Source organism: Nostoc sp. CALU 546, assembly GCF_048836525.1.
On the sequence record NZ_JAWJTF010000072.1, the window covers coordinates 1 to 15,036 of the forward strand.

A 15,036-nucleotide genomic window follows, 5' to 3' on the forward strand; every position below is an offset into this window, starting at 1 on the left:
GGATTTACAATCCCTGGCTGGCGGGTGAACAACACCCAATCAGTACGCTATTTTTGGCTTAAGTTGACACCAGTGAGCACTGCTAAACCCTTACCCACGTATTTGTATCATTACTAAAGTGAAATGGTATTACTTCAATTTTATATTTACCAGAGCGATGCCCAATAGCCCGTCGTAGATATCGCTCTTTTTCAACTTAGTACAACTTTGCATTAATTCGTAGCGAATGGGCTAAAACAAACTTTGCGCTCCCATAACACCGAAAATCGGCTTAAACGGTGACTCTTGTACCGTCAAATTTGGTGAAGGTGAAACCATTGAATATTTCGTTGTAACCCAGTCTCTCATCCCTGAGCAGACTAATAGCAACCTTTTCTCCTAAAGCCAAAGAAGCTGAACCATCGGAACGCCAATGGATACCGCCGTGACCGCGACCAATCGCATAATTAGTTGCCAGTTTATTCAACTCTCCACCTACAGTTAGTGGTGACCCACTGTAAGGAATTACTTTTGTCGGGTCTTTGGGATCGGGCACTACTGGCGAGGGGATAACAAAGTTTTCATCAAAGAATGCTTTCAACAGTGTGATATTGACGCCAGCAGTAGCAGCCGCACCACCTGTATAAGAGGAATGGATTGGCGCTGCTTCTGGATATGCTTGGGGCAATAGATAGGTGCCGAAGGTGCTAAAGGTCTGAGCCAAAGCTTTGGAATTCAAGACCTCAGAATTAATTGGATACTGAGTTTTATTCACAATGTTGTTGTAGATTAGCCCACCATAAGCTTCTGGGCGGAGAATGCGATGTACATAATACTTCTGCCAGTATGACGCTCTAATGGCACGCGAAGTACCCAAGTTAAGCAAGGCTTGTAAATGTCCCACTGCAAAGGTTGCAGCTGAACCACTTTGAGTTCTCGATCTGACGTAGGGATTGCCTGGATTCAAAGGAGTACCGATGCTACCAAGAATCAACGAGGCTCCCACGTATGTAGGGCCGCCAATATGGGCATACTCACCTAAATCCCGAACCGTGACTATATAACGGTTTTTGGGGTCGTATTGAATGGTCTTCCCGGAACTACCTCCATTTTGAACAGTCAACCATTCCTGGAAATTGATTAGAAAGTCATTACCAGGAAGAGCAGTACGAATCAATGGCGAAACAGACTGAGTTCCCCAAGGAATAGTTAGCAACAAAAATTGTGATAGATAGGGCCCATTTAGCACCCCTGGTGGAGTCACATATCTTGTACTTGAACCGGAACCGACGTAGTTGACACTACCACGAAATAAAGTTTGAGGCGTGACACGACCATTTTGTTTTGGCCCTCGAAACACCGAAAGCCTGTTGAGGTCTTCGACGGCTGCCAAAACTTTTGGGTTATCAGTATTGTTTTGGAGCTTGGAAAGAGGTACATCTCGGAGTAAAGCTTGCCAGTAGAGTTCAACTGCTTCAGCAGCGCGATCTGCACTAGCCAGAGCTGGTGGGGGTGGCACAGCTATTTGCGCTGCATTGATCCCTTCTAGACTAATTGCTAGGGGCCCTTGAGGATTGACCAGCTTTCTGGTGCCGCCCAAGATGATATTTTCATAATCATTTGGGTTTTGTGTTGTCAGTGCTTTGGTCAAAGAGTTGTAAGCTTCTAGCTTGACTTCGCCTAGCTGGTTATGCGGTAGTCCCCTGCTGTCAGAGCCGATTTTGTTGGGATAACGCTCGTCATCGCCGTTGGTCGGATGGGGCGGAATCGGAATATTTCGTTCAAGTGCCGCTGCTTCAAGACGTACTCGATAGGCTTTATCAACAAACCTCCTGTAGTCGAACGGTCGATTATACCGCCTGTTAATATCTGTGGCTTGTACAATATCTCCTCCCTTCTTTAAGGAGAAAGGTGAACCTAAAACTCCTGCAACAACGCTAGCGGCACTAAACAAACCAGCACGGCCGAGAAATGAGCGTCTGCTGGCGTGACTACCAAAAAAACGTTTGTTAGCTATAGGGGTTTGTTTCAGTTTATCTTCACTACTAGCCTGAGTATCTTGCTCGGAACCTTTATGAGAATTAGGATCTACTTGCATGAGATGTTCTCCACTGGTAAAAAATAAGACAATAGTTTAGTCATGAGTGAATTCATGAGCATTGCAAAGCTAAAACAACTAGCCACGCACAAAATACCTGTCTCCAGAAAAACAAGTTAATATCGCCGGATTTAAGATGAAATCTGGGATTACTTTACTGGAAGGTAACTTGCACAGAAGGTGATTTTCCTGAAAGTCATGTAGTTATTCAGTGCTGATATGATGCTTCCATCACACGGCTGTTATAAATTTGTGGTTGTAATCAGTCTGATAGGATGTTGCCGGGTTAAACCACAGCTATAACTACCACCTAATTCTGGTCAATCCATAAAATACTGTAAGTCTATCGACTTAACGTATTTTGTAGATATTAAATCAGACTGTCTCACAATCGGTGATGAAAATCAAGAGGTTTTTACAATAAATTTAGCAGGAGCGTCAAAACCGAAGCTACAAGGATAAATAAAAGACTATGCAAGTATCAAATACTGAGCTAAAAAATCTTTGAACAGAACAATAGACATAGTAAAACTAGTGGTCTATCGCATTAATTTTGCGGGGCTGCTAGATGCCGGACTTCTTGAAGAAGTAAGGGATCTGAACACCACTAACCTCTCAAAACTTTTATTTATTTAGTTACACTAATAATTAGGTATACATATTTTCATAAAGACTGTATAATATTTTAAATACGCTAAATCGACCGACAAACTGTAATATATCATCTAACTGACGTAGATACCTGCCAGTCAATTATTTAACTGCACTAATCAACACATCTCGCTTTTGTCTTATTGCAATAGTAAGAGTTGTGCAATCTCAAATAGTCTGCATGTCACGATAATTACAAGGAAAAGATTTTATGAGCAACATACAACTGTACTTCGCCAAAGCCTCTACCTTCTCTCAACGGACTCGTGTAGTCTTACTGGAAAAAGGTATTGACTTCACCCCGATAGAAATTGACTTACAGAAAAAACCAGATGGGTACACGCAGATTTCCCGCTATGGCAAAGTTCCGGCTATCAAACATGGGGATGTTGAAATTTACGAGTCCGCTATTATCAATGAATATCTAGATGAGGTTTTTCCCGAACCACCATTGTTACCCCGCGATCCCGCAGCTAAAGCGATCGCTCGGATTTGGATAGACTACGCCAATACTCGCCTTGTCCCAGCTTTTAACAAATTTCTGCGCGGTAAAGATAGCCAGGAACAGGAACAAGGACGAAAAGAGTTCACAGAAGTACTTCTATATATTGAACAAGAAGGATTAGGCAAAGGTGATTACTTGTTAGGAGATCAATTTAGCCTAGTTGATATCAGCTTCTATCCTTGGTTTGAACGTTTACCACTCTTAGAACACTTCCGCAAATTCACACTACCAACAGAAACACCTCGTTTGCAGACATGGTGGAATCTGGTAAGCGATCGCTCCTCAATTCAAGCAGTTGCAAATCCTGCGGACTTCTATTTGCAAAGATTCGCCAAAGTTCTCGGTGAACCTCTTCCTGTTGGTGCAGTTCAAAAATAGAACACAGGGATTGACAGAAATTAACCAAAATCCAAAATGGGATAACCTATGAGCTTAAATAACCAAGTTCTAGACAAACCAGTTTCCGCAGAACTGCCATACGTAAAGGCTAACCTCAGTTACCTGGTTCCAATGGCAGAAAAACCTGTTAACTATACTTACGAACCACCGCCAGGGATTCCCCGCACGAATGCAACTTATCAGACGCACAAACTGCCAATTTACAATGCTCGTTCTATCTCAGAGAATATCTCGTTAGATAGAGAAGGTTTTGCGTTTACTCGACATAATACTAATGTCCGCAACTTTTATGACGAGGACGAAGTACGCCGCGTCTACTATCCAGAAGCCGAGCAATTGTTAAAAGAAGTGACAGGTGCAACGAAGGTAGTAATATTCGATCACACCCTGCGTAACGCCAGTCAGTCCAAGCCAGGTGAGAATAATATTAAAGAACCTGCCAAGCGCGTACACAATGACTTCACCGCCAAATCTGGCTATACTCGCGCCCGTTTGGAACTAGCAGCGCAAGGCATAGATGACATTGATGCGCTACTAAAACAACGATTTGCCATCATCAATGTTTGGCGGGCAATCGCACAACCAATCCAAGAGTCACCATTAGCACTGTGTGACGCGCAAAGTATCGCACCCACAGACATTGTGGCTGGTGATTTAGTGTACCGCGATCGCGTCGGGGAAACTGATGGAATCACGTATAACTCCAAACATAAATGGTTCTACTTCCCGCAAATGCACAGAGACGAAGCACTATTTATCAAATGCTTCGACTCCGCAGAAGACGGACGCGCCCGTTTTGCCGGTCATACAGCCTTTGAAGACCCCACCAGCCCAGCCAACGCTCCCCCACGAGAAAGCATTGAATTACGAACATTCGTTTTTTACCCTGCATAGATAGTTAGAGAGACGCGATAAATCGCCGTCTCTACAGGGAATCTATCCGTCAATCAGTTCTTGACAGGCTACTACTCTCTGCATAAAACAAATTATCCTTGGAGACACAAATATCATGACTTCCCAACACTTTGACATCAAACCAATCGCCGGATGTATCGGTGCAAAAATCATTGGTGTGGACTTGAGCAATAACCTCAGCAATGAAATCATTAGCGATATCCGTAAAGCTTTAGTTAAACACAAAGTCATCTTCTTCCGAGATCAGAACCTTGACGCTCAAGGACAAGTAGCCTTCGCCCGACGCTTTGGGGAAGTCACCACAGCCCATCCCACCGTTCCCTCATTGCCAGAAAACCCAGAAGTTCTTGATCTCAATTACGGTAAGACTGTGAGCCGTGCCAACAATTGGCACACTGATGTGACATTTGTAGATCGTCCCCCTCTTGGTTCTATTTTGCGGGCCCTTGTCATCCCGCCATCAGGAGGTGATACGATTTGGGCAAACTCCGTGACTGCCTACGAAGATTTACCAACTCTCCTACGTAATCTTGCTGACCAACTCTGGGCAGTACACAGCAATGCCTACGATTATGCAGCAGCTACAATTGACTTACCAGAAGAGGTCTTAAAGCATCGGGCTGTTTTCACCTCGACTGTATACGAAACCCTGCATCCAGTTGTCCGCATCCATCCTGAATCTGGTGAACGTGGGTTATTTATTGGTGGGTTCGTGCGCCGTCTGCGTGGTTTATCACAGAATGAATCTGATGAAATCGTGAAATTGTTACAAGCTTACATCACACGTCCTGAGAACACAGTCCGGTGGCGTTGGAGAGTAGGCGATGTGGCTTTCTGGGATAATCGCGCTACTCAACATTATGCGATCGCAGACTACGGCAATCAACCTCGCCATGTTCAACGAGTCACACTTGTGGGTGATATTCCTGTTGGTATTGATGGTAAGCAGAGTGAGGCTATTAAGGGAGATTCTTCTGCATATAACCGACGTGAACCCGCTTTAGTTTAGAAAAGATCAATACCTTTTTTATCTTTGTACAGGCAGTCCGTTCAATTAAAGACTGGGCTGCTTTATCATATTGCTGTCCTCGTCTTTGTGGTTCAAGATTTTTTACTCCTAAGACATAAAGATAGTAAGTATTTGCTAAATAGCAGAAAAATCAGCACCAAACAAAACAGTGGTTTTAGCAATACAATCGGGTTGTCCTTTAGAAAACTTTTAGCAAATTGGGCATTCTGACGGTTCTTCTATCCGCTTTCGTTTTATCGTTTCACAATGTTACTGTGCGAGTTTTGTTTTCAGAACATCTCGTACTGGGTTTATTTCTACTGGGTGGATACGTTAAACCGGATTTGCAGAACTCATTATTGCTGATGTTCATGCGAATGCTACTAGTGGTTCCACTTATGGCATCTCTAGCATTCAAGTTGTATCCATCTGCTCTTAAAGAATTCCGAGACTTATTCAGGCGGGAACGCACTGATGTTTTGCTCCAAGCATTGGGCTGCGGAGTATTGATGTTTGTGTATATTGCATTACTCTACATGGCTATTGGCTTAATTCCTACTGGAATTGCCATGACCCTATTTTTTACTTATCCCGTGTTTACAGCGCTGCTTGCTTGGAGGTTTTTTGGCGAACGTCCTACACTTTTCCGTTGGCTAGTAATAGTAATTATTCTAGGGGGCAGCGTACTCACAATTCCTCAATCTTCTGCTGCTTACAGCAGTGACACCATTACTACTGGCATTTTCGCCAGCGTTGGTTCTGGAGTTGTTTATGCGTTTTATAAAGTCCTAGCCCAAAAATGTTTAGAAAAATTCCATCCAGTTCCCTTCACCTGGATTAGTTTTACCTGTACCCTACTGTTTTCTGCTGTAAGCTTACTTTTCTGGCCACTTCCCAGCACCCAACTTGATTGGACACCCCTGTGGATTGGCAGCATTTTTTCTGGTTTAGTTAGTTTCATCGGACATACTTTCAATAATGTGGGAATTCGCATGATTGGCGCAACTAAGGCTTCTATCATCGGCGCAAGCAGTCCAGCGTTAACAGCATTAGTCGCATGGGCAACAATTAGCGAAACTTTAAACCTAATTCAAAGCTTAGGGATTGGTATTGTCACATTAGGAATTGCACTGTTGAGTGGAGAAAGCTTTGTACATAGACGTAGCCCATAAAATTGCTCAAAAATAAGAGTTAATTAGTGATTAATTTGTAAAGTATTTAATTTTTGATTTCATGCAGAGGAAGACACTGAGGAAGAATTAAAAACTCATGGTGCCGATTTAATTGCCCATTGTCCAGATATATTCCCAAATTGCTTGTTCACAATTATGTTACATCCCAAAATTAGAAAAGCAAAAGAATCAGATGCACAAGTAATTTTTAAAATTATTAGAGAATTAGGTTGGTTTGCATGGGTAAATTCAACCTCCGACGAAAAAATTCTCACCCAAATTCAGCAGCACATTACTCAGTGTGAGCAAAATGATAGTCACTCTATTTATGTGGCTGAAAATGCTGAAAATAATATCATCGGATATATTACTGTTCATTGGCTACCTTGTCCATTTCTTCCCAAACTCCAAGGTTATATTTCTGAGTTATTCGTCCAAAAAGCTGCTCGTGGTCAAGGTATCGGCAAAACTTTGTTAGCAACCGTTGTATCAGAGGCAAAAATCCGAGAATGTTCAGTACTCATGTTGCTGAACCACAAAGAGCGAGAATCTTATCAACGGGAATTTTACCGTAAACAAGGTTGGATCGAACGTGAAACAGTTGCCAATTTTATCTATCCATTAAATGCGCGATCGCATTTTCACTAAAAAAATAGGATTCAGGACAGTGGATTCATTTAAAAGGTTGGCAAGTTAAAATTTAATTAATAACTGGTAATTATATTTGCTAATCCAACTATCCGAAAAGAAGAGAAATATGGCTGTTACAGCTTTATGCCATTGTATGTTGAGGAGGTAGAGTGACAAGATGCCAGATAAATGGAATCCAGAATTATATGAACAGTTTGAATCTCAAAGAAGTCGCCCATTCTATGATTTGGTAGACATGGTACATCGACAAGAAAACTTACGAGTTCTAGATTTAGGATCTGGAACGGGAAAGTTAACGAAATATCTGCATGATACACTAGCAGCACAAGAAACTCTGGGAATAGATGCTTCTGAAAATATGCTGCAAAAAGCACGTCAATATGAAGGTAACGGACTACGCTTTGAGCAAGGAAAAATAGAGGATAGCCCAGGAGAAGGAGAGTTTGATTTAGTCTTTTCTAATGCCGCTTTGCAATGGTTAATAGGACACGAAGCTTTATTTGAAAAATTACGCCACAAGTTACGTCCAGGTGGACAACTAGCTGTACAAATCCCGACGATGGACGATGAACTAGTACATAAGTTAGCACTTGAAACAGCCAAGGATTTTGGTCAAGAATTAGGGGGATATGTGCGGCGTTTGGAAGTACTTACTCCAGTAAATTATGCCAAACTACTGTATAATCTGGGGTTTATTAAACAGGAAGTAAAACTTCAGATTTATGGTCATGTTCTACCGTCACGAGAATCCGTAGTGGAATGGTATCGTGGTACGCTACTAACGGCATACGAGTCGCGGTTAGATACCCAGACTTATGAACGATTTGTAGAACGGTATAAGGAAAAGTTATTTGAAAAGTTGGAAGATGAGCAACCTTTCTTTTTCCCTTACAAACGCATTTTAATGTGGGGACGCATTTAATTAACTCGTAATTACGCTCTCTACGAGACGCTCTTGCTAGCTTGCTTAAGAAGAACATTATTAGCCGCCGCCCTAGCAGGAAAACTCACACTACAAACTCAAATTACCTCATCAAAAGTTATTGCCACAGTGATTGGTGGATTGCTCATGGGTTATGGTGCATTTACTGCCTTTGGGTGTAATGTCAGTGCTTTTTTCAGTGCTATAGCTTCCACTAGCCTACATGGTTGGGTTTGGATTATTTGCGCTTTGTTTGGAACCGCTGTTGGTATTAAACTGCGCCCTCTGTTCCATCTGCCAAGTTAAGAGACTTCTAAGAATACCTTCCAATACGGTTCGGTTAAGGCAAGAGACGCGATAAATCGCCGTCTCTACAAAGGACTGATTCTTGTAAAGACGGCGATTTATCGCGTCTTTGGATCTAGGGCGTGTCATCAAAAGACCTTATCCGAACCGTATTGCGCGTAGACGGACTTTCCTGCGAGACGCTATACGAACCTTTGTGTGCAAGATGAACCGCGATTTCTAAGAGACTGGTATATTTGCAAAGATGAGATGCTCCTCAGAAGGATAACTCAGCAGATGGGGACTTGACCCAGGAATGTTAATATACTAAAAGCCGATAGACTTATGACTGTTTATCAAAATATTTTTACTACAGTAATTCTTTATGTCTGAAAAATATCGCTTTGAAACATTGCAAGTCCATGCGGGACAAGAACCAGCTGTAGGAACTAATGCCCGCGCTGTACCGATTTATCAAACAACGTCATACGTTTTCGACGATGCGGATCATGGGGCGCGGTTGTTTGCTCTGCAAGAGTTTGGCAACATTTACACGCGGATCATGAATCCGACAACGGATGTATTTGAAAAGCGAATTGCTGCTTTAGAGGGGGGTGTAGCAGCGTTAGCTACCTCTAGCGGTCAGGCGGCGCAGTTCTTGGCTTTAAGTACGATCGCACAAGCTGGGGATAATATTGTTTCCACCAGTTTTTTATATGGGGGAACCTATAACCAATTTAAAGTTGCTTTACCACGTTTAGGGATAAATGTCAAATTTGTCGAAGGAGACGAGGTAGAAAAATTTCGTCAGGCGATCGACGATCGCACAAAAGCATTGTACGTGGAAACCATCGGCAATCCCCAATTCAATATTCCTGACTTTGCTGCCTTAGCCCAAATTGCTCATGAAAATGGGATTCCCCTGATTGTCGATAATACCTTTGGGGCTGGCGGATATCTGGCTCGACCAATTGAACACGGTGCAGATATCGTAGTCGAATCTGCAACTAAGTGGATTGGTGGTCACGGCACTTCTATCGGTGGCGTAATTGTCGATTCTGGTAAATTTGACTGGGGTAATGGCAAATTTCCCGTCTTTACTGAACCATCCCCCGGTTATCATGGGCTGATTTTTCAAGAAGTATTTGGTGTAGGTAGTCAATTTGGTAATATTGCCTTCATTATCCGTGCCAGAGTAGAAGGGTTAAGGGATTTTGGCCCCTCATTGAGTCCATTTAACGCCTTTCTGTTATTACAGGGATTAGAAACTTTGTCTTTACGTGTAGACCGCCATGTGAGCAACGCTTTAGAATTAGCCCAGTGGTTAGAAAAGCAACCACAAGTAGCATGGGTCAATTATCCAGGACTTCCCCATCACCCTTATCATGAACGAGCCAAAAAATATCTCAGACACGGATTTGGCGGTGTCTTAAATTTTGGTATCAAGGGCGGATTAGAAGCGGGTAAAACCTTTATTAATCATGTCAAATTAGCAAGTCATTTAGCAAACGTAGGCGATGCTAAAACCCTCGTGATTCATCCTGCTTCCACAACCCATCAACAGCTAAGTGATACGGAACAAATTTCCGCCGGTGTGACACCTGATTTGGTGCGTGTATCAGTGGGTATTGAACACATCGACGATATCAAAGAAGATTTTGAGCAAGCATTTCAATTCATTAGTCATTAGTCATTAGTCATTGGTCATTAGTCATTGGTCATTGGTCATTATTCTCTTATGCCTCGTCAGTTCCCCTATTCCCTATTCCCTATTCCCTATTCCCTATTCCCTATTCCCTGTTCTAGATGAATTATCAGCACTTCATTTCACCACAAACTCAGTATTATCATTTGCCGATGCCATTTGAGTTAGAAGGAGGTGAAGTTTTAACTGGGGTTCAGGTCGCTTATCGGACTTGGGGAAAGTTAAACTTAGCAGGCGATAATGGAGTGCTAATTTGTCATGCTTTAACTGGTTCGGCTGATGCAGATGACTGGTGGGAAGGTTTGTTAGGTTCAAAAAAAGCACTGGATAGCGATCGCAATTTTATTGTATGCAGCAATATTTTGGGAAGTTGTTATGGCACTACCGGAGCAACTAGCATCAATCCCCAAACAGGAATCCTTTACGGTGTATCATTTCCAGCGATTACGATTCGGGATATGGTTCACTTACAAGCTGCACTGATTAAATATTTGGGAATTAAATCTTTACAGCTAGTCATTGGCGGGTCACTCGGTGGGATGCAGGTATTAGAATGGGCGTTGTTATATCCAGAAATCGTGGAAGCGATCGCACCTATCGCTACTTCCGGTAGACATTCAGCTTGGTGTATTGGGTTAAGTGAAGCTCAAAGACAGGCTATCTATGCCGATCCCAATTGGCTTGGGGGTGACTACACACCAGAACAGCCACCAAACCAAGGATTAGCTGTAGCGCGGATGATGGCGATGAGTGCTTATCGTTCTTGGCAGACCTTTACAGATCGTTTTGGACGACAGTATGATGCTTCTGCTGACCAATTTGCGATCGCTAGCTACTTACAACATCATGGTCAAAAGCTAGTAGAGAGATTTGATCCCAATACTTACATCACTCTCACCCAAGCGATGGATAGTCATGATATCGCTCAAGGTCAAGACTATAAATCTGTTTTGCAAAGCATTAAACAACCTGCTTTAGTTGTTGCTATTGATTCTGACATTCTTTATCCACCAATAGAACAACAAGAATTAGCAGATTTAATTCCTAACGCTCAACTAGGTTTGCTGAAATCAATTTATGGTCACGATGCTTTTTTAATTGATATAGAAGCCCTGATTGAGCTATTAATTAACTTTCGATAAGCTTTAATACCCCTACACCAGAAGTGGTCAAAACCAGAATTTGTCACCAGATCAGTAGTAGCGCGTCTAGTCTAATTTGTTGGCTTAAATAATCAATGATCATAATTGAATTTTATTTTTCCCTCTGATGAACTCAACATTTTAAGACAGTCGCTACTAGCTATGGCGATTTCGAAAAAAACCAGGTAGTTCAGGATCAATATAAGCCCAAGGCACTGCGGAATCAGTCCAGATTTGATGCATCGGCTTAACCAACTGGGGATTGTCCAGACTTCCTGCTTTCAGCCAGACGAATTGGGGCTTTGCTGGCGCTCTCGTAAACAGGGGTGAACCGCATTCTGGGCAGAATTCACGAGTGATGCTGTTACCACTGTCTCCATTTTTCGTATAACTCTTAACTTGACCTGTTACTATATGCAGCGCGGCTGATTGTAGGCGAACTCCAATATTGAAAGCACTACCAGTGGTCTTTCTACAATCTCGACAATGGCAATAGTTCGCGGCTCCTAGTTCTCCCTGATACTCATATCGGACATAGCCGCAAAGACACCCTCCTGTGACGAGTTCAGTCATGGTTTTTTCTTTGTAGTACATCTGAAGTTAATGGGAAATATTTGGGTTAACTTCCAAAGGCATGATGAAAGGAGAAACACTTTCATAAGCTTTCGCTGCTTGCAATACTAGTAAATCTTGATATTTTGCAGCAACAATTTGTATACCTACAGGCAAACCATTTTTGGTGAAGCCACAAGGTACAGATGCAGCAGGTTGTTGTGTGAGATTAAAAGGATAAGAAAAAGGCGACCAATCTCGTTGCGGATTGTCAATATATGACAGGGGTCGATTTTGTCCAACAGGAAAAGCAACTACAGGTAAGGTGGGAGTAATCAGTAAATCATAGTTTTGGTGAAATCTTTGCATTTGCCTTGCCAATGCTTCACGAGCATCTTGGGCGCTGAGATATTCTGCTAAAGTGAGGCGATCGCCTATTTGAGCAATACTCCGCAAACCTTCTTCAATTACAGCTTGTTGTTCTGGACTAAAGCCACGTAATAACTTAGCTGCGCCAGCTTGCCAAAAAGTTTGAAAAATCGGGCGAGGATTTACAAAACCTGGATCGACTTCTTCAACAATCGCACCGAGGTTGGAAAAAACATCTACTGCGGCTTTAACTAAACCAGCTACCTCTGAATCAACTTCAGCGTAGCCAAAGTTAGGACTGTAAGCAATTCTCAATCTGGCTACACCTTTATCTAAATCAGAAGTATAGTCTTGTCGATCATCTGGTAAAGCATACCAATCACGCACATCAGGATGGGCAATAACATTTAATGCGACGGCTGCATCAGTGACAGTGCGAACCAAAACGCCAACATGAAACAAATTTCCTGTATGGGCTGATGGATAGCCAGCCACACGTCCAAAAGTCGGTTTGAAACCAAACACAGCTGTTAACGCCGCCGGTGTTCTGGATGATCCGCCGCCATCTGTACCGAGATGCAGTGTTCCCATTCCCAATGCAGCAGCGACAGCAGCCCCACCACTACTTCCTCCAGGAGTCAAGTTTAAATTCCAGGGATTGCGAGTGATACCAGTTGCTTGACTTTCGGTGACACCCTTCCAACCAAATTCAGAGGTTGTGGTTTTTCCTAATAAAACTGCTCCCTGTTCCCGTAAACGGGCTACCGCAGGTGCATCTTCTTCCCAAGGTTGATTGACGTTAATTGCTTTACTTCCTCGGCGCGTTGGCAAACCCTTGGTTAACAGTAAATCTTTAGCAGTAAAGGGTATTCCATCCACCAAGCCAAGGGGATTTCCATTTAGCCAACGCACTTCTGAGGCTTGGGCTTCAGCCAGCGCGGTTTTTTCATCTACGATCGCAAAGGCGTTAACTGAGTTATTGTAAGTATTGATTCGTTCTAGGGCTGCTTTGGTGACTGCAACTGGTGACAATTGGCGATCGCGATATAGCGATAACAGTTGAGAAGCAGAAAAATCAGCAATGTCTGACATATTTCGGTTTGAATAGATTTATTGAAACTACGGCTTAGTTAAGGAGTTTGGAGAAGGTTGCTAATTGTCAGATGTCACAAGTGCGATCGCAAAACCGTCATACCCTTTGTTGCCTACAGTCTGAATGGCTGTTGCACTCACACGCGGTTCAGATGCGAGTAATTCATTAAAACGACGTACTCCTTGAACACTAGGATCATCGCTGTTCGCCTCAATTACAGATCCATTGCGTACAACGTTATCAGCAATTATCAGGCTACCCTGGTGGGAAAGCTTTAACGCCCACGCAAAATATTCTGGGTTGCTGGGCTTGTCTGCGTCAATAAAAATCAAATCAAATGGATTGTATTTCTCGTTATCCAGTTGCGGCAGTGTATCTACTGCCCGGCCAACACGCACCTCGACAAGATGAGCTAGATTAGCGCGGGCAATATTCTCGCGGGCAATTTCGGCGTGCTTGGGATTTGACTCTAGGGTGATCAAATGACCGTCAGCAGGCAATGCTCTGGCTAACCAAATTGTACTGTAGCCGCCTAACGTACCAATCTCTAAAATAGTGCGTGCTTTATGGATTAAAGCTAATAGCATGAGCAGCTTACCTTGGTTCGGCGAAACATTATGTGGTGGTAAACCAGCCGCATCACTAGCCTGAAGCGCCTCATCCAATACGGGATCGGCAGGCACAAGCAAATCAGTGATGTAACGATCAACTTCTGTCCATAAATTTTGAGTCATAACTCTTTTTTCGGTAACAGTAACAACAGCACTTTTTATATGACCTAAATATTAATTAGGAAAATCACTCCGCTTGAGCAGAGAAAGCAGTGTAATCCCTTCTGCTAAGAGTTTATCAATAGCACCTTCCTCGCGGTCGATCACGCAGAGTACATAATCAATTTGAGCGCCAAGTTGACGCAGTTGATTGGCTGAGATAACGATTTGACCACCAGAAGTTACTACATCTTCTACAATCAGTACCTTCCGATTATTAATCTGTACACCTTCAGCTAATCGAGAAGTTCCATATTTTTTCGCCTCTTTTCTCACGAATACAGCAGGTAAACCGGAGTAATGTGATAAGAGTGTCACTATCGAAATGCCACCCAGTTCAAGACCTGCAAGTACTTCGATATCGCTTGGAATAAGAGTAAGCATCTGCTTAATAATAGCATTAAGTAAAATTGGATCTGCCTCGAATTGATACTTATCAAAGTATTCGTTTGATATTCGTCCAGAGCGAAGTTGAAACGACCCAACTAGATGTGAAACTGCATAAATTTGCTTTGCTATTTCGCTTCTAACTATTTCGGTTTCAGAGCGGTTTAGAAAATTTCCCATTAATTTAACCTTGCTAAAAAAAATTGCTTTATCCAATTCAATAACGTGATATTTAACGTTTTAAAAGCTGTATCAGTTAAACTTGCAGCAGCAAAAGTCCAGTTGTTAAAGCTTCATCCCATAAAGGCGATTTCTGTATTTCGGACACAGAAAGAGGTGGATTTATAGATTCGCCATCAGTCAAGAAAGATTGCTCTGATTGGAGAGATAATTGCCAATATCCTACATCGTGCCACCGACTAAATTTATACC

The 15,036-nt window shown here is 42.6% G+C and carries 14 protein-coding genes; 9 read left to right on the forward strand and 5 right to left on the reverse strand.

From position 1 onward, the window contains the following. Positions 1–271: 271 nt before the first annotated feature. The gene (locus RRG12_RS28155; RefSeq protein ID WP_069069707.1) at positions 272–2,077 is read right to left on the reverse strand and encodes a vanadium-dependent haloperoxidase; all 1,806 of its coding nucleotides are present in this window, start codon (positions 2,075–2,077) and stop codon (positions 272–274) included. Positions 2,078–2,939: 862 nt separating this feature from the next. Between RRG12_RS28155 and RRG12_RS28160 the strand changes: the two genes are divergently transcribed. From RRG12_RS28160 to metX, 9 genes are all read left to right on the forward strand, one after another. Continuing rightward, positions 2,940–3,611, forward strand: coding sequence for a glutathione S-transferase family protein (locus RRG12_RS28160; protein WP_420761447.1), 672 nt, complete (start codon positions 2,940–2,942; stop codon positions 3,609–3,611). Positions 3,612–3,659: 48 nt separating this feature from the next. Continuing rightward, positions 3,660–4,526: a CmcJ/NvfI family oxidoreductase gene (locus RRG12_RS28165; protein WP_420761448.1), complete on the forward strand. Its 867-nt coding sequence runs from the start codon at positions 3,660–3,662 to the stop codon at positions 4,524–4,526. A gap of 115 nt (positions 4,527–4,641) precedes the next feature. Beyond that, positions 4,642–5,556 (forward strand): TauD/TfdA dioxygenase family protein, encoded by a 915-nt coding sequence (locus RRG12_RS28170; protein ID WP_420761449.1) that lies wholly within the window; start codon positions 4,642–4,644, stop codon positions 5,554–5,556. Between the two features lie 218 nt (positions 5,557–5,774). Continuing rightward, complete coding sequence (locus tag RRG12_RS28175; RefSeq protein WP_420761450.1) at positions 5,775–6,728, forward strand: DMT family transporter; 954 nt, start codon at positions 5,775–5,777, stop codon at positions 6,726–6,728. A gap of 156 nt (positions 6,729–6,884) precedes the next feature. Beyond that, the gene (locus RRG12_RS28180; protein ID WP_420761451.1) at positions 6,885–7,376 is read left to right on the forward strand and encodes a GNAT family N-acetyltransferase; all 492 of its coding nucleotides are present in this window, start codon (positions 6,885–6,887) and stop codon (positions 7,374–7,376) included. A 160-nt stretch (positions 7,377–7,536) separates the two neighbouring features. Continuing rightward, positions 7,537–8,301, forward strand: coding sequence for a methyltransferase domain-containing protein (locus tag RRG12_RS28185; protein ID WP_420761452.1), 765 nt, complete (start codon positions 7,537–7,539; stop codon positions 8,299–8,301). A 33-nt stretch (positions 8,302–8,334) separates the two neighbouring features. Continuing rightward, positions 8,335–8,607, forward strand: a complete 273-nt coding sequence (locus RRG12_RS28190; protein ID WP_256090832.1) for a YeeE/YedE thiosulfate transporter family protein — start codon at positions 8,335–8,337, stop codon at positions 8,605–8,607. A gap of 364 nt (positions 8,608–8,971) precedes the next feature. Beyond that, complete coding sequence (locus RRG12_RS28195) at positions 8,972–10,276, forward strand: O-acetylhomoserine aminocarboxypropyltransferase/cysteine synthase family protein (protein WP_420761453.1); 1,305 nt, start codon at positions 8,972–8,974, stop codon at positions 10,274–10,276. Positions 10,277–10,392: 116 nt separating this feature from the next. After that, positions 10,393–11,433 (forward strand): homoserine O-acetyltransferase MetX, encoded by a 1,041-nt coding sequence (gene metX / locus RRG12_RS28200; protein ID WP_420761454.1) that lies wholly within the window; start codon positions 10,393–10,395, stop codon positions 11,431–11,433. Between the two features lie 156 nt (positions 11,434–11,589). Here metX and RRG12_RS28205 read toward each other — a convergent pair whose 3' ends face one another. Genes RRG12_RS28205 through pyrE form a run of 4 tightly spaced genes read right to left on the reverse strand, consistent with a single transcriptional unit; the run spans position 11,590 to position 14,784 of the window. Next, positions 11,590–12,006, reverse strand: a complete 417-nt coding sequence (locus RRG12_RS28205; RefSeq protein WP_420761455.1) for a GFA family protein — start codon at positions 12,004–12,006, stop codon at positions 11,590–11,592. 27 nt (positions 12,007–12,033) lie between these two features. After that, entirely contained in the window at positions 12,034–13,446 is a 1,413-nt protein-coding gene (locus RRG12_RS28210; protein ID WP_420761456.1) for an amidase, read from the reverse strand. Positions 13,447–13,506: 60 nt separating this feature from the next. Beyond that, positions 13,507–14,181, reverse strand: coding sequence for an O-methyltransferase (locus RRG12_RS28215; RefSeq protein ID WP_420761457.1), 675 nt, complete (start codon positions 14,179–14,181; stop codon positions 13,507–13,509). A gap of 51 nt (positions 14,182–14,232) precedes the next feature. Beyond that, positions 14,233–14,784: an orotate phosphoribosyltransferase gene (gene pyrE, locus RRG12_RS28220; RefSeq protein ID WP_420761458.1), complete on the reverse strand. Its 552-nt coding sequence runs from the start codon at positions 14,782–14,784 to the stop codon at positions 14,233–14,235. Positions 14,785–15,036: the final 252 nt, after the last annotated feature.

What these genes read in the sequence shown, in the direction of transcription:
- RRG12_RS28155 (WP_069069707.1), bottom strand. Translation starts at nt 2,077, where the DNA reads ATGCAAGTAGATCCTAATTCTCATAAAGGTTCCGAGCAAGATACTCAG.
- RRG12_RS28160 (WP_420761447.1), top strand. Translation starts at nt 2,940, where the DNA reads ATGAGCAACATACAACTGTACTTCGCCAAAGCCTCTACCTTCTCTCAA.
- RRG12_RS28165 (WP_420761448.1), top strand. Translation starts at nt 3,660, where the DNA reads ATGAGCTTAAATAACCAAGTTCTAGACAAACCAGTTTCCGCAGAACTG.
- RRG12_RS28170 (WP_420761449.1), top strand. Translation starts at nt 4,642, where the DNA reads ATGACTTCCCAACACTTTGACATCAAACCAATCGCCGGATGTATCGGT.
- RRG12_RS28180 (WP_420761451.1), top strand. Translation starts at nt 6,885, where the DNA reads ATGTTACATCCCAAAATTAGAAAAGCAAAAGAATCAGATGCACAAGTA.
- RRG12_RS28185 (WP_420761452.1), top strand. Translation starts at nt 7,537, where the DNA reads ATGCCAGATAAATGGAATCCAGAATTATATGAACAGTTTGAATCTCAA.
- RRG12_RS28195 (WP_420761453.1), top strand. Translation starts at nt 8,972, where the DNA reads ATGTCTGAAAAATATCGCTTTGAAACATTGCAAGTCCATGCGGGACAA.
- metX (WP_420761454.1), top strand. Translation starts at nt 10,393, where the DNA reads ATGAATTATCAGCACTTCATTTCACCACAAACTCAGTATTATCATTTG.
- RRG12_RS28205 (WP_420761455.1), bottom strand. Translation starts at nt 12,006, where the DNA reads ATGACTGAACTCGTCACAGGAGGGTGTCTTTGCGGCTATGTCCGATAT.
- RRG12_RS28210 (WP_420761456.1), bottom strand. Translation starts at nt 13,446, where the DNA reads ATGTCAGACATTGCTGATTTTTCTGCTTCTCAACTGTTATCGCTATAT.
- RRG12_RS28215 (WP_420761457.1), bottom strand. Translation starts at nt 14,181, where the DNA reads ATGACTCAAAATTTATGGACAGAAGTTGATCGTTACATCACTGATTTG.
- pyrE (WP_420761458.1), bottom strand. Translation starts at nt 14,784, where the DNA reads ATGGGAAATTTTCTAAACCGCTCTGAAACCGAAATAGTTAGAAGCGAA.